The sequence below is a fragment of the Borrelia coriaceae genome, from assembly GCF_023035295.1.
In the GTDB taxonomy this organism is placed as follows: domain Bacteria; phylum Spirochaetota; class Spirochaetia; order Borreliales; family Borreliaceae; genus Borrelia; species Borrelia coriaceae.
In genome coordinates, this window is record NZ_CP075076.1 from 873,843 (window position 1) to 899,426 (window position 25,584).

19 protein-coding genes are annotated in these 25,584 nt (G+C 28.2%); 9 read left to right on the forward strand and 10 right to left on the reverse strand.

Annotation, left to right across the window (positions count from 1 at the left end):
* The first annotated feature begins 2 nt into the window (after positions 1 to 2).
* Genes bcCo53_RS04150 through miaA form a run of 4 tightly spaced genes read left to right on the forward strand, consistent with a single transcriptional unit; the run spans position 3 to position 2,517 of the window.
* Positions 3 to 869, forward strand: a complete 867-nt coding sequence (locus tag bcCo53_RS04150; protein WP_025408383.1) for a YicC/YloC family endoribonuclease — start codon at positions 3 to 5, stop codon at positions 867 to 869.
* Complete coding sequence (gene cmk / locus bcCo53_RS04155; RefSeq protein WP_025408384.1) at positions 866 to 1,399, forward strand: (d)CMP kinase; 534 nt, start codon at positions 866 to 868, stop codon at positions 1,397 to 1,399. The genes bcCo53_RS04150 and cmk overlap by 4 nt, the downstream gene beginning before the upstream one ends.
* A 31-nt stretch (positions 1,400 to 1,430) precedes the next feature.
* Positions 1,431 to 1,628, forward strand: a complete 198-nt coding sequence (locus tag bcCo53_RS04160; RefSeq protein ID WP_025408385.1) for a DNA-directed RNA polymerase subunit omega — start codon at positions 1,431 to 1,433, stop codon at positions 1,626 to 1,628.
* A complete protein-coding gene (gene miaA, locus bcCo53_RS04165; RefSeq protein WP_025408386.1) occupies positions 1,615 to 2,517 on the forward strand; it encodes a tRNA (adenosine(37)-N6)-dimethylallyltransferase MiaA in 903 nt (300 codons plus the stop codon). Before bcCo53_RS04160 ends, miaA begins: the two co-directional genes overlap by 14 nt.
* A gap of 166 nt (positions 2,518 to 2,683) precedes the next feature.
* Here the strand turns inward: miaA and bcCo53_RS04170 are convergent, their stop codons facing one another.
* Positions 2,684 to 3,043: a hypothetical protein gene (locus bcCo53_RS04170; protein WP_025408387.1), complete on the reverse strand. Its 360-nt coding sequence runs from the start codon at positions 3,041 to 3,043 to the stop codon at positions 2,684 to 2,686.
* A gap of 78 nt (positions 3,044 to 3,121) precedes the next feature.
* On the opposite strand from bcCo53_RS04170, the gene bcCo53_RS04175 reads away from it, so the two are divergent.
* Positions 3,122 to 3,673, forward strand: a complete 552-nt coding sequence (locus bcCo53_RS04175) for a hypothetical protein (RefSeq protein WP_025408388.1) — start codon at positions 3,122 to 3,124, stop codon at positions 3,671 to 3,673.
* Here the strand turns inward: bcCo53_RS04175 and bcCo53_RS04180 are convergent.
* The 5 genes from bcCo53_RS04180 to topA form a co-directional block, all read right to left on the reverse strand.
* Positions 3,666 to 4,454: a phosphodiester glycosidase family protein gene (locus bcCo53_RS04180; protein ID WP_025408389.1), complete on the reverse strand. Its 789-nt coding sequence runs from the start codon at positions 4,452 to 4,454 to the stop codon at positions 3,666 to 3,668. The two genes, bcCo53_RS04175 and bcCo53_RS04180, sit on opposite strands and share 8 nt — an antisense overlap.
* Positions 4,447 to 4,959, reverse strand: a complete 513-nt coding sequence (locus tag bcCo53_RS04185) for a hypothetical protein (RefSeq protein WP_025408390.1) — start codon at positions 4,957 to 4,959, stop codon at positions 4,447 to 4,449. The genes bcCo53_RS04180 and bcCo53_RS04185 overlap by 8 nt, the downstream gene beginning before the upstream one ends.
* A gap of 87 nt (positions 4,960 to 5,046) precedes the next feature.
* Complete coding sequence (locus bcCo53_RS04190; protein WP_025408391.1) at positions 5,047 to 6,483, reverse strand: PTS transporter subunit EIIC; 1,437 nt, start codon at positions 6,481 to 6,483, stop codon at positions 5,047 to 5,049.
* A 148-nt stretch (positions 6,484 to 6,631) separates the two neighbouring features.
* Positions 6,632 to 9,118 carry an ATP-dependent RNA helicase gene (locus tag bcCo53_RS04195; RefSeq protein ID WP_028328139.1) on the reverse strand — a complete coding sequence of 829 codons (2,487 nt, stop codon included), beginning with the start codon at positions 9,116 to 9,118 and terminating at the stop codon, positions 6,632 to 6,634.
* Positions 9,119 to 9,121: 3 nt separating this feature from the next.
* Positions 9,122 to 11,659, reverse strand: coding sequence for a type I DNA topoisomerase (topA, locus tag bcCo53_RS04200; protein ID WP_025408392.1), 2,538 nt, complete (start codon positions 11,657 to 11,659; stop codon positions 9,122 to 9,124).
* A gap of 75 nt (positions 11,660 to 11,734) precedes the next feature.
* On the opposite strand from topA, the gene sbcD reads away from it, so the two are divergent.
* From sbcD to bcCo53_RS04220, 4 genes are read left to right on the forward strand one after another with little or no spacing between them, the layout of a single operon-like run.
* On the forward strand, positions 11,735 to 12,967 hold the full coding sequence (sbcD, locus tag bcCo53_RS04205) for an exonuclease subunit SbcD (RefSeq protein ID WP_025408393.1): 1,233 nt from the start codon (positions 11,735 to 11,737) through the stop codon (positions 12,965 to 12,967).
* Positions 12,954 to 15,803 (forward strand): AAA family ATPase, encoded by a 2,850-nt coding sequence (locus bcCo53_RS04210; protein ID WP_025408394.1) that lies wholly within the window; start codon positions 12,954 to 12,956, stop codon positions 15,801 to 15,803. Before sbcD ends, bcCo53_RS04210 begins: the two co-directional genes overlap by 14 nt.
* Before the next feature lie 47 nt (positions 15,804 to 15,850).
* Complete coding sequence (locus tag bcCo53_RS04215) at positions 15,851 to 16,789, forward strand: ROK family protein (RefSeq protein WP_025408395.1); 939 nt, start codon at positions 15,851 to 15,853, stop codon at positions 16,787 to 16,789.
* A complete protein-coding gene (locus bcCo53_RS04220; protein ID WP_025408396.1) occupies positions 16,790 to 17,410 on the forward strand; it encodes a copper homeostasis protein CutC in 621 nt (206 codons plus the stop codon).
* Between the two features lie 260 nt (positions 17,411 to 17,670).
* Here the strand turns inward: bcCo53_RS04220 and bcCo53_RS04225 are convergent, their stop codons facing one another.
* The 4 genes from bcCo53_RS04225 to bcCo53_RS04240 all read right to left on the reverse strand — a co-directional run bounded on the left by bcCo53_RS04225 (position 17,671) and on the right by bcCo53_RS04240 (position 25,553).
* Complete coding sequence (locus bcCo53_RS04225) at positions 17,671 to 18,483, reverse strand: hypothetical protein (RefSeq protein ID WP_025408397.1); 813 nt, start codon at positions 18,481 to 18,483, stop codon at positions 17,671 to 17,673.
* Entirely contained in the window at positions 18,471 to 21,605 is a 3,135-nt protein-coding gene (gene ileS, locus bcCo53_RS04230; RefSeq protein ID WP_025408398.1) for an isoleucine--tRNA ligase, read from the reverse strand. The genes bcCo53_RS04225 and ileS overlap by 13 nt, the downstream gene beginning before the upstream one ends.
* Entirely contained in the window at positions 21,590 to 23,749 is a 2,160-nt protein-coding gene (locus bcCo53_RS04235; RefSeq protein ID WP_025408399.1) for an AAA family ATPase, read from the reverse strand. Before bcCo53_RS04235 ends, ileS begins: the two co-directional genes overlap by 16 nt.
* A gap of 94 nt (positions 23,750 to 23,843) precedes the next feature.
* The gene (locus bcCo53_RS04240; protein ID WP_025408400.1) at positions 23,844 to 25,553 is read right to left on the reverse strand and encodes a phospho-sugar mutase; all 1,710 of its coding nucleotides are present in this window, start codon (positions 25,551 to 25,553) and stop codon (positions 23,844 to 23,846) included.
* Between the last annotated feature and the right edge of the window lie 31 nt (positions 25,554 to 25,584).

The window sequence follows — 25,584 nt, forward strand, 5'->3', positions numbered from 1 at the left end:
GAATGAAAAGTATGACTGGATTTTTTCACTTAGAAAAAGTTATTTCAAATTATATGTTTAGTGTTAACTTAAAGTCTTATAATGGTAGATTTTTAGAATTTAAATTTAAATTGCCCGAAGTTTTATATGCTTATGAGCTTGAGATAAGAAATTTGATTGCAAATTATGTTAAAAGGGGAAATGTTTTCTTGAACGTAGGGTATAAGGAAATGATTCCAAGTGTTAATTTTAATTTAAATCCCCACTATATTGAAGCTATTACTCGTATTAGGGATAGTCTATTGCATAGTAATTTAAATATTAAGGATGAATTGAGTCTTGGTGATTTTTTGTCTTTAAGAGGGGCTTTAATTGTAGATGAGGATGATATTAATCAAGAAATGATTTATCATGCTTTTAAAGAAGTTTTGGAAGAAACCTTATTAAATTATAATAAGAGTAGAATCTTTGAGGGTGAAAATATTAAGCAAGATATAATTTCGATTCTTGTGTCAATAAAGAAGGATTTAGGATTATTAAAGGAATCTCAGAGCGATATAAATGATAAACTTTTCTTAAGTCTTAAGGAAAATTTATTAAAGTTAATGGATGATTTTAGTGGTATTAATATTGCAGAAGAGGCAGCTAAGATGTCAATTCGGTTAGATATTAATGAGGAAATAGTAAGATTGTATTCACATATAGATAATTTTTATAAAAATCTTGAAAATGAGGTATGTGGTAAAATTTTAGAGTTTATTGCTCAGGAAATGCATAGAGAGGTTACAACAATGAGTAATAAAGCAATCGATTTGGATATTAGGAATTTAGTTTTAAACATGAAATTAAATTTAGAAAAAATAAAAGAACATTTGAGGAATATTGAATGAGAATAGCTATTTCTAGCAAGAGTGGTTGTGGTAATACAACTATTAGTGGAATGCTTGCAAAACACTATGGTCTAAAGCTTATTAATTACACTTTTCATGATATTGCTAAGGAGAAGAATATGCCTTTTGATACGTTTTATGAGAAAGAAATTATTGGTAGAAATGATTATTATTGGGATGAGTATCTTGATAGCAAATTATTGGAGCTTTCAAAAGAGGATAATACTGTTCTTGCATCGCGTCTTGCAATTTGGCTTTCAAAGAATGCTGATTTAAAGATATATCTTTATGCTAAGATAGAAATTCGGACAGAAAGAATAATAAGTAGGGAAGGTGGTATGTATTCTAATGTCTTGAAGAACACTTTTAATAGGGATTCTAATGATTCAAAAAGGTATTTATCTGTATATAATATAGATGTTGATAATTACTTAGATGTAGCTGATTTTATAGTTGATACAACTGATAAATCTGCAAATAAAGTTTTTGAGTTGATAAAGGATGAGATAGAAAAGAAAGAACTTATATAATAAGTAAATATATTAAGGAGGTTTTAGAAAAATGAAGATACCTTTGAAAGAGATACAAGATTTTGATGGCAATTATTATGAACTTGTTATGGCAGTTATAGTGCGTACAAATCAAATTATTGATCAAATTTCTTTAGCAGAGCATACTATTTCTGATGAGAGAGTAGTAACCCGGGCTTTTAATGATATTATGACAGGTCGATTTACGTATTCAATTGAAGAGCGATAGAGTAATTTTTTTATTTGGTCCTACAGCTGTAGGTAAGAGTGAGCTTTTATTCAGTTTGCCAAAAGGTATAGCTGAAATTATTAATGTTGATTCTATTCAAGTTTATAAAGAGTTTGATATTGCTTCTTGTAAGCCTGGTGTTGAATTAAGGTCTCATATAAGACATCATTTGGTGGATTTTTTAGAACCGATTGAAGAATATAATCTTGGGATATTTTATAAGGAAGCATGCAAAATAATAGAAAAGTTAAGAGAAAAAAAGAAACTTCCTATATTTGTAGGTGGTTCGGCTTTTTATTTTAAGCATTTACAATATGGATTACCTAACACACCTGCTGTTTCTTCTGAAATAAGACTTTATGTAAATAGTCTTTTTGATACAAAGGGGAAAGATTATCTCTTGGATGAACTTAAGAGGGTAGACTTTGAAAGATATAAGTCAATCAATAAAAATGATATTTATAGGCTTAAAAGGTCGCTTGAAGTTTATTATCAAACAGGTATTCCAATTAGTCAATTTTTAAAAAAAGGGCATATGCTTGAAAATGTTTTGGCTATTGGTTTGAGAAGACCTATGGAAGAGATGCGATCTAGGATAATATTTAGGGTGAAGAATATGATTGATTGTGGATTGCTTGAAGAGATTAGGAGGTTATTAAGAAAGGGATATGATGAGACAACACCGGCTTTTAAGGGAATAGGGTATCGTGAATTTTTGTTGTGGAAAAGTAGACCTTATCATATGTTAAATGATATAATAAGTCTAATAATAAAGAATTCTTTTTTGTATGTAAAAAGACAAATGACTTTTTTTGATAAAATTCCTGGTGTTTTGTGGTTTCACCCGGATGATGATTTGGAGAACATTTTGGATTTAATTTTTGTTTGATAAGGAGATATAAAAGGTGCCTTGTGGAAGAAAGAGGAAATTAAAAAAAATATCTACACATAAGCGAAAGAAAAAGAGAAGGAAAAATAGACATAAGAAGAAAAACAAGTAATTAGAATGTTAGTTGGTTCGTTTACTAACTAACATTCATAATATTATAATTAATTTATTCAATAATGATATTATCTATTATGTTTATGTCTTTGCTAAAGATGTATCCTTTTTTTCCTTTATAGGTTGCTAGTATCCATTTTCCTTTGATACCATATCTTTCTGTATTTTGCATTATTTTTTCAATTTTTATTACTTCGTCTTTTCTAATTATTGTTAAATAATTGTAATTAGTATTGTCCGTTTTAGTTGCATTATTTAAAATCGCATAATTTTTTGTTACAATTCCTACTTTTTTTGAGAATCCTAAGATACTACTTTTGGGTAATTTGAATTTGTGTGTTAAGGGAATTTCTGATTTCTTGTTACATGTTGAAAACATTATAGAGACTAAGAATAGTGCTTTTATTTTCATAATTTTATTATATATGTTACTTGCTATACAGTTACATATAATAATATAATGTTTTTTTAGAAAGTGTAAGGATTATCAATGAAAAAATATGTTTTGTTATTATTTTTATTTTTTCCTTCGAGTGCTTTGATATTTGCGTATCCATTATCTTTTGGAGGGGGATTTTCTTATCAGTTTACTAATTATACTAACAAAAGCGATGTAAAGAGGTCTGTAAAAAATTACAGTAGAGTAGATAATGGAATAAATTTAAATTTGTTCTTTGATGTTAATTATGTTATTTTGGATATTGCTTATAAGGATGCTTTTTCATCTAGTCATCATAGCAGATATTTTGCTTTTGGGCTTTATGGAATTTATCCTATTGTTTTTAGAGAGTATGTTAGAACATTATTTCCCCTTTTGGGGCTTAAATATACATTTGACTTAAGTACTAATAGCCGAAATCTAGTGTTTTTATGTTTAGGATTTGCTACAGATTTTTTCATTCCTGAAGTTAAGGGGCTTTATATTAGACCTTTATTTATCCTATCAATTTCGCCTACTTCTCTTTCTGTAAATAGTTTTTCTTCTTCTTTAACAACCGAAATTACTTTTGGAGTTAATATTGGTTGGGATTTTTTCAGTTAGGTAGTTTTATTCCTAAGTGAAAAGGGACTATTCTCTCTTGTCCAAAAAGATTAGATGTAGCATTAAGTTTATAAGGGGCGTTGTTGTATTTTGTTACAAGTGTACTTGAGCCACCTCCATCTAGATTAATGGAGTTGGTAATACTATAGCTTAGTGATAGATCTATTGCTTCATTTAATGAAATTCCTTTGCTATTATTAGCACCTCTTCCTTCCACAGTTATTAGATATAGGTGTTTGTTTTCGTTATCAGTACCTATGATTGTTCTTGGATGTTTATTGTCTTTAAAGTTTTTAGTGTATTGTCCATTTTTAATTAAGGGAAAGAAGCCACTAAAACCATAATCAGAATTATTGATCTCGTCTTGTCTAGGATTTAATATTATTTGATTGTTTTTGATTATGATTATTCCTTGATCTTTTTTTGCATTGGAAATGATTTTTTTATCATATATGTATAAACCATTAGGGTAGAATATATTTTCTTTAATTTTGTATGGACTTGTGTTAATGGCAATGTCCACTGTGTTGGAAAGTAGAAATTGACTTGTTGTTTGGCCTTTAAAGTAATAATTGTTCGTTTCTTTGTTATAAATAGGTTTTGATATTATGAACTTTAAATTTTTGTTTTTAATTTTGACGATAATGTAATTGCTTTCTTTAAAAGAACCTTTAATGATTTCATATTTCATTACTACATCTTTTGGACCGAGTAATTTTTGTGCTGATGATGTACTTAATGTCAAAATTAATATCATTGCGCAATAAATTTGTTTATTCATTTCTCTTGATTTTATAAGAATAAATACTTTTAGGATAGTTGGTTAAGATTATGTTTTTTATCTTTAAAGATATTTTTTTATTTTTGATTTTTGCAATATTATATAACTGGTAGATTATTTTTATATCTAACTCTTTATCCTTTTGTAAGATGTCATTGATTTCCTCTTCGCTTATGTTATCTTCATTGATTCTAAGTTGTAGTGATAAAATTTCATTTTTTGTTTTTTTATCTTTAGGTGTTTGCATTTTTTTTAAAAAATTATTAGCTTCTTCATATTTCTTTATTTTAAGTAGATATCTGGCCATGAGTAAATAATGGTATTCTAAATTTATGTTTTTGATTGCATTTATTGTTTCAAGTTCTTTTGGTAAGTTGTTGTTTAGGTCATATAGCATGTATAGTTTATTTAATTTTTCAAAATTTTCTTTGTATGTACCGTATGTTAGAGTAAGAGGTGTTATTAATAATAAAAATAATAATATTTTAGGTAATATTAGATTCATGTAATTTTATATAAAATATTTTACACTTTTTTAGTTAGAATAAGAAGAAATGAATAAGATTTTTTTCTTCTTATTCTTTGTTATTATTTAAGTTTTAGATTTGATGTAATTTGAAATTTGTTCGGATTTTGCTCCAAATATTATTTGAACTTGATTGCCTGATGTAATTATTGTTCCAGAAGCTCCAAGTTGGGTCATTGCATCTTTATTTACTAATGAGGAAGATTTTACGTCTACTCTGAGTCTCGTAAAACATGAATCAATATTTGTTATGTTATCAATTCCTCCAAGTGCTTGAATGATGGCCTCAAAAACTTCGTTTTGGGATGCTTTGGAAGTATTATTAAGTGTTTGCTGTTTAGTGTCATCTTCACGACCAGGTGTTTTAATGTTAAATGTTTTAATTAGTGTTATGAAAATTGTGAAGTAGATAATTCCGGTTGCAAGTCCTATTGGGATTATTAGCAGTGCGTTTGTTGATTTTGGAAACATTAAGAAGTAATCTATGACTCCTGCTGAGAGTGAAAATGCTATACGTATTCCAAATATATTAGTAATGACTAATGATATTCCAGTTAAGATAGCATGTATGAGATAGAGCAGAGGTGCTATTAACATGAATGTATATTCTATTGGTTCTGTAATTCCTGTTAGGAATGAGGTTAGTGCCGCTGAGAGTAAGATACCTCCTACTTCTTTTCTTCTTTCTTTTCTAGATGTTAAGTACATTGCAAGAGCTGCACCTGGTAATCCAAATAGCATCATTGGATACATGCCCGATGTAAATGCTCCAGCGGTTGGGTCTCCATTTAAATATCTTGTGATTTCTCCTTGAATTATGTTTCCTTCGTTTGTAGTATATTCTCCGAATACAAAATATACTAAAGTGTTTAGAAGTTGATGTAGGCCTGTTATTATGAGTAGTCTGTTTAGGAATCCAAATATAAATACACCTAGATTACCAGCTTCTATCATCCAAATTCCGATTTGATTAATAGTGATTTGTAGTGGGGCCCATAAAAATCCTAATATTGTGGCAAGTATTGCAGAGAGTATACCATTTGTTATTGGTACTAGTCTTTGTCCTGAAAAAAACCCTAAAAATTGTGGTATTTTATAGTTTACTACTTTGTCGCTAAGCATAGCTGAATTTATGCCTGTAATAATGCCCCCCAAGACAGACATGTTAACAGGTTCTGCTCTTCCGTTAATTATTATTGTAAATGTAGATAACCCTGCATTTAAAATTAGGTATCCTACTGCTCCCCCAAGTGCTGCAGCTGCTTTATGGTTTTTAGCTAGTCCCATTCCAGTTCCTATTGCAAATAGTATGGGTAAGTTTCCAAGAATGGCGCTTCCTGATTGTTCCATTAGTTTACCAACGTGTCTAATCATGTTAGAAGGTTCTGTAAGTTCTATTATTAGATATCCAAAGCCAAGTAAAAGCCCAGCAATTGGTAAGACTGCTGCAGGAGTTTGTAAGGCTTTGCCGAGGTTTTGTATATTTTTCATTAAATTATTCATATTGCCTCCATTAATTATATTTTTGTTAGTTACAGTGTATATTAACTTTTAATATGATTCTAGTTTAAATAATATTCATTTATTTAATTTTTTTATTTATTAATATTTATTTTTATAATCTTAAGTATGACTTATAGATTTTGGATTTTTAAAAGAAGAAGTTTAATTTTTTGTAAATTTTATTTACTGTATTTTTAATAGGGGTAAGTTTTTTAATATTGTCTTGATTGTCGATCAGGCTTTTGATGGTATCCATTGATTCTTCGATTGCTACAATAAAGCTTTTTTGAGGTTTTAGCCAAAAATTGTCAGAGTAGTCACTTCTAAGTGATAGGAAAAGGACTGATTGTTTATTGGGATTTTTAATGAAATGCATAGTGCATTCTAAAATATTTTTCATTTTATCAATTTCATTAATATTGATGTTTGTATTTTCATATGTTTTAATAAGCTTCCAGTCTGATTCCATGCCATTTACTATGCGCATTATTTCTATTAATTTTTTATTTTTAAATATGATTAAATTTTCATGTGTTAATTTTGCAAGGATATTTTTTATTGCTTTTTTTTCTGAGTGTTTTAATTTTTTTGATACTAACTCCTTAACTTCCTTTAAGCTTAGTGTTAATTGATTTTTATGTTCATTGTGAGTATTAAATTTTTTACCCCCAATACTTATTTCATTGTTTAATAGAGGTTTTTGCTGTTTTTTGGCTGTAGATTTGTAATCTTTGGTTAATTTTGGAGCTTCTTTTGGAGTGTTTTTTTGCTCATCATCCTCAAATTGAATATCTTTGATCCATTCTTTTCTGAGTACTCCAATTGATCTTGCATATCTTTTACTTGTCTCTATAATTTCTCCTGCTACGAAATATTGGACAGAGTCTGTGTTAATAAGTGAGCCAGGATGTGTTACTATATTTTGGGCTTTGATTGTTTTATATTTATTTTTTGAGGTTTTAAAGCAAATATAATCTTTCATACCTTTCATTATGGATTTTAAGTAGCCTTCGTGATCAATTTCATGTTTGTGTACTATTGGTATATTGAAGCTACTTACAATGTTTTCAAGTTGTCTTTGTACATTAGTAATTTCTTCAAGACCTTGTAAATCTAAATAATTTTCTTTAGCAAAGGTTTCTTTATCTATAGCTTTTTTATAATCTTCAAATATGTTAATAAATCCTATTAAATCTCCTAGTGGATTTTTATATTTTAGATGAGCTTGTCTTGCTTCTATTTCTTCGTTTTGAGGTAGTAAAAAAATTCCGCTTGTAGATAGAAATGATAATCCAATTGTAGTTGGGTATATTGCTTCTTGATAGTTTATCATTGCTTCGACTAAGGCCCTTGAGTGAATTGGTATTAGCGGAAATATGATCATATATTTTCCGATTTCTGTAAGTTCATTTTTTTCATTGATTGCATCTAAGGATTTTAATATGTCACTTGCTGTTTTAATGGATTTCATTGATGGTTTTGAAATAAAGTCAAATTTTGTAAAATTTTTAATTCCTATATCTGCCATTCTTAGGATTACTTCAGAGAGATCAGTTCTATATATTTCTTCCTTTTGATATTCATCTCTTAATTGATATTCATCTCTTTTATATAATCTGTAACATGTGCCTTTTGCAAGTCTTCCTGCTCTTCCTGCTCTTTGTGTTGCAGCTGATTTTGAAATTGGTACTTCTTGAAGTGAATAAGTGTGTGTTTTCATTTGGAACCTATTTGTTTTGACTTTTCCGCTATCAATTACTATCTTTATATTTTCAATTGTGATTGAAGTTTCTGCAATATTTGTTGATACTATAATTTTCCTTTTATTCTTTGGTGTAGGCATAAATATTTGTTCTTGTGCTTCTTTTGCCATCCGACCATATAAAGGTAATATTATTAATTCTTGTTTGGAATTTAATTCATAGAGTTCTTTTATTGTTTCTTTTATTTCCTTCTCTCCAGATAAGAATATAAGGACATCACCTTCTTTTTTTTCTTTGATTATGCCACTAATTATTTCTTTTATTTTTAATATCATTGATTTTGATGTATTAAGTGGGGGTGGATTGTAAATTATTTGTACGGGATAAGTAATTGTTTCTATGCTAAGTATTGGAGCGTTGTTAAAGTATTTTGAAAATACTTGTGTATTTATTGTTGCAGATGAGATGATAACTTTAAAATCATTTCTTTTTGTTAGTATATCTTTAATAAGTCCTAATATAAAATCTATATTTAGACTTCTCTCATGTGCTTCATCTATTATTATTACGTCATATTCATACAGTAGCGTATCTTTTTTGAGTTCTTGTAGTAGAACCCCATCGGTCATTAATTTGATTTTGGTCTTAGAGCTTGTAATTTCTTGAAATCTTATTTTATAACCAACTTCTTCTCCGAGTTTTACTCCAATGTGTTTTGCTATGTATTCTGCTATTGATATTGTGGCTATTCTTCTTGGTTGTGTAACACCAATTTTACCAAATTTTGTTAATCCTGATTCATATATTATCCTTGGTATTTGTGTAGTTTTTCCACTACCTGTTGGACTTTCGACTATTAAAACATTGTTTGATTTTAAATTTTTAATTAATTCATCTTTATATTTGTAAATGGGCAGTTCAAAATCATTCATATCCTACATTAGTCCAAAAACATAAGTTGCATCTATTTGATTAATATCAATATTAGTAGGCAAATTTACCTTTTTCCTCTTAATTTTAGCATAAAATTTATCATTTTGCTTGTAAATGTAAATTTTATTTCCGACTTTGTTTTTTGATAGTGAGATTATTTTTATAACAATGCCATTTTTTTCTAATTTAGCATCTAGCAGTTTAATTGATTTTTCTAGTGTGATTTCATATGCTTTTATGTCTTTTTTTAGTGGGCATGTGATGCTGTTATTTTCAGTTTTAATATAGTCTCCAAAAATCCCTGTTGTAGCAATTATTTTTTCATTGGTTTTTGGATACTCTCCAATAATTTTTGGAAGTGAAAGTAATTTGAGTGCAAGTTCTAGGGTTATATTTTCATGTTCAATATTTTTTGTTGAAACTTTTTTGGCTTTTATTATTTTAGGTTTTTTGGGTTTACCTGTTTTTGTGAATTCTTGTGGAGCATAAACATCCTCTCCAAGTTGGACGATGCCCCCATATTTTGAATTTTTGTATATTACATTAAGCCCTGTTTCAGGATCAATTCCTAATATATGAGGTTGTATTTCTTTTTCTGATATTATCTTTTTTATTTCATCTTCTTTGTATAAGTTTTCTAATGGTGTTGTTACATTAATAGCGTAGTTATTTCCGTTAGAGATTAAGTAAGGCCCAAATTTACCAATGTTGATTTTATAACTAAATTTTTTGTTATTATTGTATTCATAGACTATTCTAAATTCTTCAGGGCTAATAATAGGTTCTATTTTATTTATTGTATTCCTTAGACCTGCTTCCCCATTATAAAATTTATTTAAATATTTTATTTTGTCTAGTGCTCCTATTGCAATCTTGTCTAAATTTTCTTCCATATTGGATGTAAATTTTAGTTCAATTAGTACTGGAAAATATTTTTTTAATAGATTTATTACTGCTGCTCCTTTTATTGTTGGTATTAGTGTGTTATTTTGTTTAAATATATATTCTCTCTCAAAGAGAGTGGAGATAATGGTCGCATAAGTTGAGGGTCGTCCTATGCCTTCTTTTTCAAGTTTTTGTACAAGTGATGCTTCTGTATATCTAAGTGGGGGTTTCGTTTCATGCTCTTCTGGCTTGATATTCAATATTGCAAACTTATCACCTTCTTTTATGAGGGAAAAATCTATGGTACTGTTTTCATCAAACTCTTTACTATTTTTCATAAAGCCATCAAAAACGATTTTTGTGAAATTCGTTTTAAAAGTTAAATTTTCATGTTTCAATGTTATTTTAATAACTTTTTTAATTGCATTTTTCATTCCAGATTCAATAGTTCTATCCCATATCATTTTATATATTTCTTTAGCAGTTTCGCTTTCTATTTGTATTTGTTCAGGAGGTGTAAATAGTTCAGAAGGTCTTATCGCTTCATGTGCATCCTGAGCCATTTTTGCTTTAGTGTATACTCTTTCATCTGTTTCTATGTATTCTTCGCCATATTTTTGTTTTATAATAGTTTTGATTTTTTCTTTTGCGGTTTCGGCAATGTCATAAGAATCTGTCCTTATATAAGTTATGTAGCCATTTTCATATAGTTTTTGTGCGTAATTCATAATTTGTTTAGTGCCTATTTTCAATTTTCTGTTTACTTCTTGTTGAAGAGAAGATGTAATGAATGGTTTAGGAGGAGATTGTTTAATTTTTTTTGTTTCAATGGAAATTATTTCGATTTCTTTTATCCTATTTAGCTCTTTTGTAAGAATATCCATTAATTTTTTATCTATTACAATTGTTTTGTCAGGATCGTGTAGATTTCCTGTATCGTTTATAAAATCTTTGCTCTCAGCTACATTTTTATTGTCGATTTTTTCTAGTATTGTTTTAATTTCTATGTCGTTTTTGTTGTGTTTGCATTCAAGTGTAATGGAATAATAATTGGCTTTTTTAAAGTTTATTCTTGTCATTTCTTTTTCTATGATTAATTGTAGGCCAACGGATTGTACTCTGCCAGCAGAGAGTCCGTAGGCAATTTTTTTCCACAGTAAAGGGGAGATAGTGTATCCGTAAAGTCTGTCTAGTATTCTTCTTGTCTCCCCGGCATTAACTAGATGCATGTTGATTTCTCTTGTATTATTGAGTGAATCGATTATTGCGCTTTTTGTAATTTCATGAAATACCATTCTTTTATAGTTTTTAATTTGCAATACTTCTTTTAGGTGAAATGCTATTGTCTCTCCTTCCCTATCTTGGTCAGTTGCAAGGTAGATTTCATCTTTATCTTTTATGATATTTTTGAGTTTTTCAATTACTTTTTTTTTATTATTTGGGATAATATAAAGTGGTTTAAAGTCATTTTGATGATCTATAGAGATGTGTGACCATTCAAATTTTTTATACTCTTCAGGTATTTCTTTAGCACTGTTTGGCAAATCTCTTATATGTCCTATGCAAGCTTCTACTGAAAATGAATTATCAAGATATTTCTTTATTGTTGTTGCTTTTGTTGGTGATTCTACTATTATTAATTTTCTTTGTTGCATAAAACCCTTATATATATATAATATAACATAATGTGTAAATTATTGTAATTTTTAATAAAAATAGTGCGGTATTAATTGAGTATTTATAGAGTTTTGCATACATCTGATTGGCATATTGGTAAAAAAATTGGCCATTTTTCTAGAATTGGTGAACAACAAAGGTTTGTAAGTTTTTTATTGGAATTTATTAAAAGTGAGAAAATTGATCTTTTGCTTATTGCTGGTGATGTTTATGATTCAAAGAAACCTAGCCTTGAAGAGCAAAAGTTAATAAATGATTTTTTTTATGAATTATCTTTTACTGCTTGCAAATGGTGTGTGGTCATTACTGGAAATCATGATAAGAGAGATTATTTTAATATTAATAAAAAGATACTCTCAAAGTTTAATTTTTTTTTGGTTACTGGGGATGAACTTAACAATCAAGTAGTGTTTTTGGAAGATAGTGGTGATGTTAAATTTATCATTGTTTGTATGCCTTATATTAATGAAAGACTTATTGTAGATCAATATTGTAAAAGTATTGAACTTAATGATGATGTCTTTCTTAAAAATTTGGAAAAGGCTTATAGAGAGCAAATATCAAGTGTTATTGGAAATCTTGATGAGCAGTACCTTAGTATTCCTAGAATATTGATTGCACATTCTTTTTTTTCTGCTAGTAGTGTGGTTAGTAGTATTGGAAGTAGTCCTATTTTGCCTGTTAGTGTTTTTGGGAATAATTTTTCTTATGTTGCGCTTGGACATATTCATAATTTTAAAAAGTTGAAAGATAATATAGTTTATTCAGGTTCACCAATTCAATATTCATTTGATGAAGATCTTAAAAAATATGTGAATGTTTTGTTTTTCAGTGAAGGTAAATTGGTTGAGCAAAATAAAGTTTTACTTCCTATATTTGGTAAATTGCATTTTTTACAAGGTTCTTTTATTGAAATTATAAATGATTTGCATAAGCTTAAGCGAGAGATTTCTTATCTTTGTTATTTAAAAATTGAACTTAATGAGAAATTGAATGTGGGATTTGAAGAGCAGATTTATGATTTGGCAAAGTCAAGTTTAATCCATATATTTGATATTTATTATTATTTATTAGATTCAGAAAAAGCGTCCTTAAAAAGAGAACGAAAATTGCTTAGTAGGGATGAAGTACTAAGTAGAGATGAAAAGTATTTTTTCCAGGAAAAATTAAGACGAGATATTATAAATGGTTTTAGGAAGGGGAATAAATTTAGCGAAGAAGAACTAATTGCTCTTTTTGAAGAAGTATTGCTGAAGGGAAGAGCAGGAAAATATGAGGATAAATAAATTAGTATTTAAAAATATTGCTTCCTATAAAGGTGAATATGAGATAAACTTTGATATTTCTGTTTTAAAGAGGTCTGGCATTTTTTTGATTTCTGGAAGTACTGGAGCTGGAAAGAGTACGATATTAGACTGTATTACTCTTGCTCTTTATGCCAGAGTTTATAGACTTGATAAAAATATTGCAGATTCAATTTCTAAGGGTTTTGATAGTGCTTATGTTAAACTGACTTTTACTGTTTCTGAGAAGGTTTATGAGTCATTTATTGAACTTACTATAAGACAAAAGGAAACGCCAAAAAGTATGGTACTGAGTTGTATTAGTGATGGGAATTTAATTGAAACTAAAGAGAATGTTTTGGCTTATATTAAGAGTCTTTGTAGGTTAGATTTTGAGCAGTTTTGTCAAACGGTTATTTTACCCCAGGGTAATTTTCAGGAATTTTTGACTTCAAAGCCTAAAAATAAGACAGCAATAATTGACAATATTTTTAATTTAAAAAAGTATGATGATATAGAAATTTTTTTGAAAAAGGAGCTAGAACTTACAAAATTCAATATAGAAAAATTAAAATTTTTAGATACAGAGGAAAAAAACAGGTTTAGTATTAATAAAAAAAGATTAAATGAGTTGACTGATTTTTTAAGCTCAATTGATGTAGAAGATGTGAGAGAGAATCTTGACAATGTTTATAAGTTAATAATTATTTGTGAAAAAATCATTAAGTCTAATCAAAACTATTTGGATATTCGACATAGAATAGATAATTTAGAGTTGGAATTATCTTTGAAGATTGGAGGTAAGAAGAGATTAGATCATGAATATACTTTGCAAAAAGAGCTTCAATCAGAATTAGATAAAAAAATGGAATTTTATAATTCTGATAATTTTTTGGATTTAAAACATTTCGTTAAAAAGCAAAGTGAACTTTTAAATGATAAAAATCGGTTTTTGTTAGAGTTTTTAAGTATTCAAAGGAATTTAGAGGAATTGAAATATCTGGACTTAGATAGTTTTAATTTTGATTATGTAAAGAAATTGTATTATGAGAATGTTGTTTTATATGAGATGGATTTTGATGAGGAGGCTTATGATAGATTGCTTGTAAAAGAGAAGCAATTGGAAGAGCAGAAAAATAAATTATTAGTAGAACAGAGAAAAAAAAACGTCGAGATTAAAAGTATTACTACAGAAAAAACGAAATTTGACTTTGATAAGTATATTTATTATGAGGCATTAAAGCTACTAAAGGGGTTTTATGAAGAATTAATATTAAGATATAAAAATAGATTAGAGTTGTTATTAAAGTCAAATGATAGTTCTTCATCTAAAGTTACAGACATAAATATTAAAATTGGTTTGTATGAAGAGTTTTTAGAATATCTTAATAGTAATAAGCAGTCTGTTCAAAGAGATATAGAGAATCTTAAACATCATCAGAGTGCATATAAAGTATACCAAGGCAAAGAAAAATTAAAAATTAATAATTTAAATGCTCTCTTAGAGATAAACTCAAAGATTCAAATTTTGCAATCTAAGTTAGATGCGCTTAAGCTAGATATATTGCATAATAAAGAAAATAAAATCAGATGGGAAGGTTGCATCTTAAATTTTAAGAAAAATAATGCAGAGATTTTGAAGAGAATTGGTAAAAATTTATTTCATAAGTATATAGATTATTCTGATAAAGATAGTGTTCTGATTTTTGAAAGTAAACTTAAGGAAGTTGCAAATTTAAGATTGATGCTTAATGATTTAAATTCCAAAATTTCTTTAAAGAAAACAGAAATTAAAGAAAATTTAGATAAGATAAAAAATTTATTATCTAGTACTAATTTAAAAATAAGTCTAAGTGATCCTGATTTACTTGAGAGTGAGTTTAAAAAAATTTTAAGTTCTAAAAGGGATATAGAAAATGACCATGTTAAATTGAAGTTGTCTCTTGATAGTATAAGTAATGCAAAACTGAAACTTGAAAGTCAAATTGAGATTATGAGGCAAACTATTTTAGGTTTTGAGATTGAACTTAAAGATGAGCTAGCTAATTTTAATTCTAGTTTTTTAGATTTTAAAAGTTTAATGATAAATGATCATTGTATTAAAGATTCTATTTTTTTAGTTAATTTTTTAAACCCTAGTAAAAATAGCTTAAAACATTTTGTAGATTTGAAATCGGATTTTATGTCTCAAATTGAGATTTTGTCTAAGAGTATTAGTAGGTATGAGGCAACTTTTTCAAGTTTACAGGCTCTTAAAGCGGAACTTGATGTACAGGAGCTTAATTTAGAAAATATTAAGCATGAGTTAAGCAATGTAAGTGAACGTAATGATAAATTGGACATTTTAAAGAAAGTTGTTACTGTTTCTCCTAGTTTAAAGTATTATGTTCAGAGTTTTTTGATTGATGAGATTTTAATCATATCAAATAAAAAGTATTTAAACATTATTCTTCCTGATTTTGAGCTTGAACTTAATACAGATAGTAAGGATTTTAATTTTTTAATTAGAAGCAAAAAAGATGGCAATATGACTCGTAGTGTTAAGACTTTATCTGGTGGTGAGAAATTTCTTGTATCGTTGTCACTCTCTCTAGCTCTCTCGGACATGATAAGAGATAGTGAGCTTAAAATGGAAGCGTTTTTTCTTGATGAGGGATTTGGTAATCTTGATGAAGAGACTTTAAAGATGGTTATTCCAAAAATTTCTGATTTGCAGCGTGTTGATGGACGTCAAATTGGTATAATATCGCATGTTTCTTATTTAAAGGAAGAGATTAAGACTCAGATAGTTGTAAGTAAAATTTCATCAATTTCTAATATTACTATAGAGAGTTTTTAATTTTTTGTTGTATAATTAGCTGGATATTTTATAATATGGAGATTTGTGTGGGGCATTATGTTTCAATTGATGTTGGAGGTACTAATACTAAATATTCTTTTGCAGATAGTGGTGGGAATTTGCTTGATAAACATGAAGTTAAATCAGGGGTTACTGTTGATGAGCAAGTTAGTATTTTAGTAGATATAATTGATTCTTATAAAAAAGAAGGCGATATCAAAGGTGTTGCAATTTCAATGCCTGGATTTGTTGATCCTAAGGGAATTGTAATTAGAGTGAATGCTATTAAAGGATTTGTGAATTTTCCTTTAAAGGAAAAGCTTGAGACTTTAACAGGGATAAACGTTGAGATTGAAAATGATGCTAATTGTGTGGCTTTAGCAGAAAAATTTAAGGGTCATGCTATTGATGCTAATGATTTTGTTGCTTTGACTCTTGGAACAGGCATTGGTGCTGGAATATTTATGAATGGGAGACTTGTAAGGGGATATTCTTTTATGTCTGGTGAGATTGGATTTATGATTACTAGGGGACTTGGCAATAATATTCCTTTTAATTGTAGATGGGAATCTATAGCTTCTGTTGCTGCTTTAAGGAAAAGGGTTGCTAAGCGTTTGGATATGGAATTTGATGAAGTGTCTGGAGAATATGTTTTTGAGCTTGCTGATAGTGGTAATATCCACGCTAAGAATGAAGTCGAGCATTTTTTTGAAACTTTATCATTTGGTATTTTTAATTTAACTTTCATTTTAAATCCTGAAAAGATTTTGATTGGTGGTGGAATAAGTTCGAGACCGGATTTAATAAATAGGATATATGATAAATTAGAGAATTTGTGGTCCTTAGAATTAGCACATATTTATACTAATGACATCAAGAAACTTGTTAAACTTGAGACAACTAAATTTAATAACGATTCTGGTAAACTTGGAGCATTATATCATTATTTTATTCAGAATAAGTTGTTATGTAATTTAGGTGTTTAGATGATAAGAGAAGCATGTGTTTTTAATATATTGGAGGCTTTAAATGCTGTTGATCTTGGAGCTAATAGAATTGAGCTTTGTGAAAATATGACCTGTGGAGGCACCACGCCTTCTTATGGGACCATAAAAGTTTTGAGGGAAGTTTTGGGTGTTCCTATGGTTGTAATGATTAGACCAAGGTGTGGGAATTTTGTGTATTCTAATTTAGAATTTCAAGCTATGAAAGCAGATATTGAGCTTTGTAAGAGTCTTGGGGTGGAAGGTGTGGTTTTTGGAATTTTAAGGGATAATCATGAAATTGATATAGAGAGAACTAAAGATTTGTTAAGTTTATCTTGCCCTTTAAAAGTTACTTTTCATAAAGCAGTTGATGAGACTTGTGATATTAGAGCGTCTGTGGCTGATCTTTTAGATATTGGTATTCATAGAATATTGACTTCAGGAGGAGGACTTAGGGCTCAGGATTCTCTTATGATACTTCAAGATTTAATATTAATGGCTGGAGAAAAATTAGAAATTGTTGTTGCAGGTAAGGTTAATCAGGACAATATTGATAGTATTGATGCTATTTTGGGTGCTAAAGCTTATCATGGGAGGCTTATTGTTGGTAATTTAAATTGATCTCAAGTGTGCGTTATTATTTTAGTTGAATTAGATTAAGGTAAATATTTATTTTTATTATAAGGGAATTTTAAAATATTTTATTCATAACTATTTGTACATTATGATGTTACATATACAAATATGAGGTTGTATGTGATTAGAGAAAAGCAGTTGATTATGTAAATATTAATGACATTAAACCAAAAATGAGAGATTTTAATTAGTTGAATAAGATAATTGTATTATTAATAAAAATTTGGAATTGTCTTTGATATAAATTAAATCTCAGACATTAGACTTGTTATAAATTCTTTAATGCTTATTTTGTTAACATTAAATTGGAGTTCTACAGTATCTTGATCTTGTATTTTAGATTTTATAGGACTTGAGATTATTATTTTTGTAATGTTAGCTAGGAGGGTTGGTATTAATTTTTTTGATAAAATGGATAGTATTGTTGGGTTATCAGTGTTTAAGTAGGCTTTTAAATGATAATCATCTTCGTTTTCACTGTTTGCAATGAATATTCCCTTGTCAAAGGGAATAAGATTTGTTTTATTTATTCTATCTGGCAGTAGTATATTAATATCCTTGATCCAAATGAATATTTCATTTTGATCAAGGATATTAATATATTTTGTTGTTAGTACATTTTCGTTTTTATGAGTTGTTTTTTTTTGATTGATTAGAATTCCTTTTTTGCCTTTAATAGGGGTGACGTATATATCTGAATTTTTTATTTTCCATTTTGGATTTGTGAATATGTTGCCGTGGGATTCAAAATTTGGGTTGTTTTGTATTGCCCAAAAGATATTTTTGGGAAAATTCCCTGTTATTATTGACGAAAAAGCTTCTGTATTTTTTGTGTAACTTAAGTATAAGTTACCAATGGTACTAAGTCCGATTTTGTATTTTGTGTTAAGTTCATTGTAGATGAATCTGTTTTTAGATAGATTGATGTAAGCGTATACGTCTGATGATGAGTCTAACAACATAATTGAAGATATATGCTTTTTAGGTGGGCAATAAGTTAAAGTTTCACATCCTATAAAAAAAATAGCCATGAAAATTGTGATAATTAGTTTGACCATTTTTCGATACCTATCTTGATTAGTGTTTCATCATCAAGTTTTATTGTTTCTATTGCCTTGTCTTTATTAATCTCTATTTTTAGTGTTAAGGTTTCAGTTTGGATGTAGCTTTCAAATTGATTTATTATTTTCTTTAATATATCACTGTTATCTATGTATAGTATTATCCTGTCACTGACATTAAAGTTATTCTCTTTTCTTAAATTTTGTACTTTTCTTATAAATTCTCTTAAGAGTCCTTCTAAATATAGTTCTTCTGTTATTAGAGAATCTAATCCAATTGTAACAGAATCTTCATTTATGACTTTTAAATTTTCTCGTTCCTGTCTTTCTAAGATTATATCTTTTATTGTAATGTCATATGCATTTTCTTTGATTTTAATTGTATGTTTATTACCATTGATTATTTTTAATAGATCTTCATTGTTTAGGTTTGTGATTTCTAATGCTCCTGTTTTCATATGTATGCCAAGTTTACTTCCAAGTTCTCTAAAGTTTGCTTTTGCTTTGTAAGTTACAAGATCTTCTTCATTAGATTTTATCTGTATTTCTTTTGCATTAATCTCTTCGAGTATTATGGCTTGCAGTTCACCTAGTATTTGTTGTTCTTTTTGATTCTTGGTTATAACATAAATTGTTTTGATAGGTTGTCGTATTTTAATGTTATGTGATGCTCTGAGAGCTCTTGCAATTGAAACTACTTTTCTTATAAAATTCATTTTTTCTTCAAGTTCTATGTTTATAAGTTTTTCAATTGCTTGTGGATATTCGTTTAGATGGATTGATTCTTTCTCATCTTTGAACTTTAGATTTTGGTAAATTTCCTCTGTTAAGAATGGGGTAATTGGTGCAAGCATCAACATTAAGTTTTTGAGTATGTAGTATAGCGTTTCGTGAGCATCGATTTTATCATTATCATTTTCAGATTTCCAGAACCTTCTTCTTGATCTTCTGATATACCAATTATTTAGCTTGTCGATAAATGTCAGAAGTGCTTCTATTGATTTTGTTAAATTATATTTATCTATCTCTTCATTTAATGTCTTTTTTAGACTTTCGATTTCACTGATTATCCATTTATCAAGCATGTTAGTTTTATATAAACTTATGTTATTTTGAGGGCTAAACTTATCAATTATTGCATAAGTTATAAAAAATGAGTAAGCATTCCAGATTGGGATTATTATGTTTTTTAAAACATCTTTAACTCCGTCATCGCTGTATTTTAAGTCATCTGCTTTTATTACTGGACTCATTATGAGATAAAGCCTTAAAGCATCGGCTCCAAATGTATTGATTACCTCCATTGGATCTGTATAATTTCTAAGTGATTTTGACATTTTTTTTCCATCACTAGATAATACTAGCCCATTAACTATTACATTTTTAAATGCTGTATTTTCAAAGAGAGCAGTTCCTAGTATTGTTAATGTGTAGAACCATCCTCTTGTTTGATCTAGACCTTCTGCAATAAAGTCGGCAGGGAAAATATTATGGAAATTATCTTTATCTTTAAATGGATAATGCTTACTTGCGTAAGGCATAGAACCAGATTCAAACCAGCAGTCTAAGACTTCACTTGTTCTAACATATACACCGCCGTATTCACTCGGCCAAGTAATTTGATCAACTTTATCTTTATGTAAGTCATTGATTTTTTGTCCTGAAAGTCTTTCAAGTTCTTCTTTGGACCCTATACATATTTTGTTTCCTGTTTTTGAACATATCCAAACTGGTATCGGGTTTCCCCAAAATCGGTTTCTACTTATTGCCCAATCTCTTGCATTCTCTAACCATTTGCCAAATCGTCCTTTTTTTAAGTGTGAAGGCATCCAGTTTATTTTTTCATTTGATTTTATGAGTTTTTCCTTTATTGCTTCAATATTTACAAACCATGAGCTTATGGGTCTATAAATTAGAGGGGAGTTTGTTCTGTAACAAAATGGATATCTGTGTAAGAAATTTTCTCGTTTGAATAAAAGGTTTGTTGATTTTAATTTTTCTATTATTTTATTATCTGCATCTTTGACAAATAGTCCTTCAAAATCTTTTACTTCGTTTGTAAATCTGCATTCGGCATCTATGGGTGTTATCATGTCGGTTTTTGTATTGTTTTTAAGTATGTTATAGTCTTCTTCTCCAAAGGGTGCTATATGTACTATTCCTGTTCCATCATCAGTTGTGACATATTCTGCTGTATGAACCTTGAAAGCTCCTTTATCCTTTTGGTTTAAAAAATAGTTAAATATAGGTTCATATTCTATTCCTTTAATATGTTCACCTTTAAATTGTTCTATTACTTTATATTTTGTTTCATCTTTGTAATAGTGATTTAACCTTTTTGTGCCAATGATGAATGTTGCATTTTTTTCTTTATCAAATATTTTAGAGTAATCTATGTCTTTTCCAACGGCAATTCCAAGGTTTGTAGGTAAAGTCCAAGGCGTTGTTGTCCATGCGAGTAAGTATTCATTTTTATCTTTGATTTTAAATTTTATAGTTAGTGATGGGTCATTAACTTCTTTATATTCGCCAAGATTAACCTCAAAATTTGAGAGTGGAGTTGCAAGTTTCGGAGAATATGGTAGCACATAGTAACTTTCATAGATTAATCCCTTGTTATAAAGCGTTTTAAATATCCACCATACGGATTCCATAAAGGTTATGTCCATTGTTTTGTAATTATTCTCAAAATCGACCCATCTTCCTAATCTTGAAATTGTTTTTTGCCATTCTTTTGTGTATCTAAGAACTATTTTCTTGCATTCTTCATTAAATTTATCAATGCCATATTTTTCTATTTCGTATCTTCCAGAGATTTTTAAAGATTTTTCTACTTCGTATTCTACAGGTAAACCATGAGTATCCCATCCAAAATATCTTTTAACATATTTACCTTTCATTGTTTGATATCTTGGGATTATGTCTTTAATTGTATTTGGTACAAAATGTCCAAAATGAGGAAGTCCTGTTGCAAATGGTGGACCATCATAAAATGTAAATTCTTCACAACCTTCTCTTTGTTGTATTGATTTTTCGAAAATTTTATTATCATTCCAAAATTTTAGTATTTTTTCTTCTATTTTAGGAAAATTTGCTTTGTTTTCTACTTGTTTGAACATAAGATTTCCTTTTGCTTGATTTTTATGTTATCTTGGTTTAAAGATATTTTTATTCGATCAATATTGGGATTTTTAAATATTTGATTGATAATTTTATCTTCTATTTGTTCTTTTATGGCATTTAAAATACTTCTTGCACCAGAATCTTTATCGTAATATTTTTTTATTATATGATTTTTAAGAGTTTCATCAATTTCTATTTTAATGTTTTTGAGACTAAATTTTTTAGTAAGTTCTTTGCAATAGTTATTGTAAATTAGACTTAGATCTTCTTCTTTTAAGGTGTTTAGAATTATCTTTTTTTGTATTTTGTCTAGTAATGATGATTTAAATCTTGTTTTAAGCTCATTGTTAATTTCGCTTTTGATGTTTATATTATTGTTCATATTGTTATTAAATCCAATATTTCCTTTCCCAAGTAGTGTTTTGGTACCTATGGATGTACTTAAAACAATAATAGCATTTTTAAATGATATTCTATCTTCTTTATTATTGATAAGTTCACCGTATTCAAGTATTTGTTCTATTGTGGTAAGTACAGAGTTATGAGCATGTTCAATGTTTTCAAGTATAATAAATGCTCGAGGGTTATGTTTTAATTTGTTTGTTAAAATACCACCGTCATTATAGCCTATATATCCTGGATTTGTTCCTATTAGTTTTGATATGGAATTTTCTTCTCTGTAGTCTGACATGTCTAGCTTTATTATTGAGTTTTGGTCTTCAATAATGATGTTTGATATTGTGTTTGCTATCATCGTTTTTCCAGTTCCGTTTGCACCTATTAGTAATATTGATGCTAGAGGTTGCGTATTGCTGTTGATTTCAAGTTTTGTTTTGACTATCTCTATAATGATTTCATTTATAGCATAATCTTGTCCAATGATTTTTTCTTTGATATGTATTGCTTCTTTTTTAAGTGTATCAATTTCTTCTTTGATATTAGACTTAATATTAATATCTAATAGTTCATCTGTTGCGCTTTTAATATCTTCTACATTGATTATTTTTTGATTTATTTCTTTTTGTTTTTTTTGAGCTCCAGCAAGGTCAATTAGATCAATTGCTTTGTCGGGAAATCTTTTGTTAATTAAATATTGTGATGATAGTTTTATAACATTTTCTATGGCTTCTTTTTCATAAGTGACACCGTGATAATCCTCAAAGTTTTTTATTATGCTATTGATTATATTGAGTGTTTCTTTTGCATCAGGTTCTTTGATTGATAATGTTTGAAATCTTCTAGTAAATGCTTTGTCTTTAGCAATATGCTTTCTATATTCATCATAAGTCGTTGCACCTATAATTTGTATTGCCGAACGAGACAAAACAGGTTTTAAAATATTTGCTGCATCGATAGATCCTTCAGAATTTCCAGCTCCTATTAGAGTGTGTATTTCATCAATAAATATTATTATGTTTTTATCGTTTTTGATAGATTTAATTATATTATTTAATCTTTCTTCGAATTCGCCTCTATATTTTGTTCCTGAGACTAAATCAGAAGTGTCAATTTGTAGTATTACTTTGTTTTGTAATTGGCTTTTTATCTCTTTATTTGCAATTTTAATTGCAAGTCCTTCAACAATTGCCGTTTTACCAACACCAGGTTCTCCTATTAACATTGTGCTATTTTTATTTCGTCGTTCGAGTACGTTTATTAGTGATTGAATTTCTTTTTCACGACCGATTAAAGGATTGAGTTTTTTTTCTTTTGCAAGTGTTGTTAGGTTTTTAACATATTTATCAATTTCAAAATAATCATTTGTAAGTCTTATTTCATCTTCAAATTCTTTATATGTTTCGATTAATCTTATTTTATCTATGCTTGTTATCATATTTTCTTCATTAAAGTTGAAGCTTGATTTATTAAGTTTATATTTCTTTAGAAGCTTTTTCGTTTTTAAGATTTGATAAAAAATCTCTTTTATGCCTATTGAAGTTTTGGATTTAAATTCTTTTTTAGTTTGTTCAATAAGAATAAAAATTTCTCTGTTTATTTTTGGAATTATAATTTCATTAGTACCGATTAAAACTTTTTCTAATTTTTCTATTTCACATAATGTGTCTTGTCTGATATTTTTTAAAGTTTTAGTGTCTATATTCCTTATTTCAGATTTTTTAGGACAAATTAATATAGACATTAACAAATGCCAGATTGAGACTTCTATATTCTTATTTTTTCTAGCAACTTCTTTTGCGGATACTTCGACTAAATTTATTAAATTTTCTGCTATATTAATATTTTTCTATCTCCATCTTTATGTTATTTATTATATCAAAAATATTGTTTTTGTCTTCATATTTTGAATATATGGATACATAAAATTTAATTTTTGCCTCTGTTCCAGACGGTCGGATTGTTATTTCTATTGCGTTTTCTAGTAAAAATTTGATTGCATTTGTAGTGTGTTTGTATTCTGTTATTTCGTATACATTGCCATTGATATCGGTTTCTTTTAATGTTTTGTAGTCTAACTTTTTGATTATCTTAATCCCTGCAAATTCTTTTTTAACTTCGTTTCTAAATTTTGATATTAATTTTTCTCTTAGAAAGTTTTCATTACTTCCTTGTAAACTTTTGTTAATTATAAAATCTTCATAATATCCAAGTTCTTTATATATCTTTTGCAGATATTTTCCTATTGTTATTTGATTCTTTTTGAGTGTAAACATTAAGTCACAAAATCCTTTTATGGCTGAAAATGCGTCTTTGTCTCTAGTGCCAGTTCCTATTAAGTAACCATGGCTTTCTTCACATCCAAAAATAAATTTTTTGTTTGGTTCTTTTATTGTTATTTCATCTATTAAGTGTCCTATCCATTTAAATCCTGTATATGTTCTAAATAGTGTTGATTTATATTTTTGAGCTATCTTATCTAACATTGGCGTTGTGACGAAAGACGCTATTGTAAATACGTTTTTGGGATCCTTTTCTTTAGATAATAAGTGATTCATTAAAATACATGCAATTTGATTACCGTTTAAAATAGTCCATTCTTTGTCTTCATTAAAAGCTATTCCCACTCTATCGGCATCTGGGTCAGTTGCAAATGCAATATCACAGTTTTCTTTCTTTGCAAGTTCTATTACTCTATACATGGCAGTATGTTCTTCCGGATTAGGATAATTAACTGTAGGAAATTCTGGATCGGGGTTTATTTGACTTGGTTCAGTGAAAAGTTCAACTTTACTACCTTTGAATAATTCTTTTATTATTGTTCCACCTGTTCCATGCAAAGGGGTATATGCTATTTTTAAATTTGTGTTTTTACTTTTTTTATTGAAATCGGGAAATTCTTCATTTATCTTTTCTATGTATGCTATATCAATTTCATCATTAAGTTCAATTATTGCTTTTCTATTTATGCCTTCTTCCTTTTTAAGTGTATTTTTAATATTAGATACTTTTTGAATTTCCGATATTATTTGTGTATCGTGAGGAGGTATTACTTGTGCACCTCCTTTCCAATATACTTTATATCCATTATATTCTTTTGTATTATGACTTGCTGTTATCATTATTCCAAGGTGACAATCTAATTTTCTAACTGTATAAGATAACTGGGGTGTTGACCTTGGATATTTATATATGTAAACCTTAAGGCCATTTGATGCAAAAATTTCTGCAGATACTTCTGCGAATTCTTTGGAAAAGTATCTTGAATCATAACTTATTACAACTTTAGGATTTTGTGTGATTTTAAGGATATAATTAGCAATTCCTTGACTTGCTTTTGTAATATTGTATGTGTTGATATAGCATGTTCCAGCTCCGATTATGCCCCTCATTCCAGCAGTGCCAAATTCTAGTTCTTTATAAAATCTATTGTAAAGTTCTGTTTCATTATTTGCATTGAGTAAGTTTATTGCTTCATTTTTAAAATATTTGTTTTGTTCAAGTTGAATATATTTTTCTAATTTGTTTTTAAGCTTGTTATTTTTCATACTATGTTCCTTTATATTATTATTTGAGAAT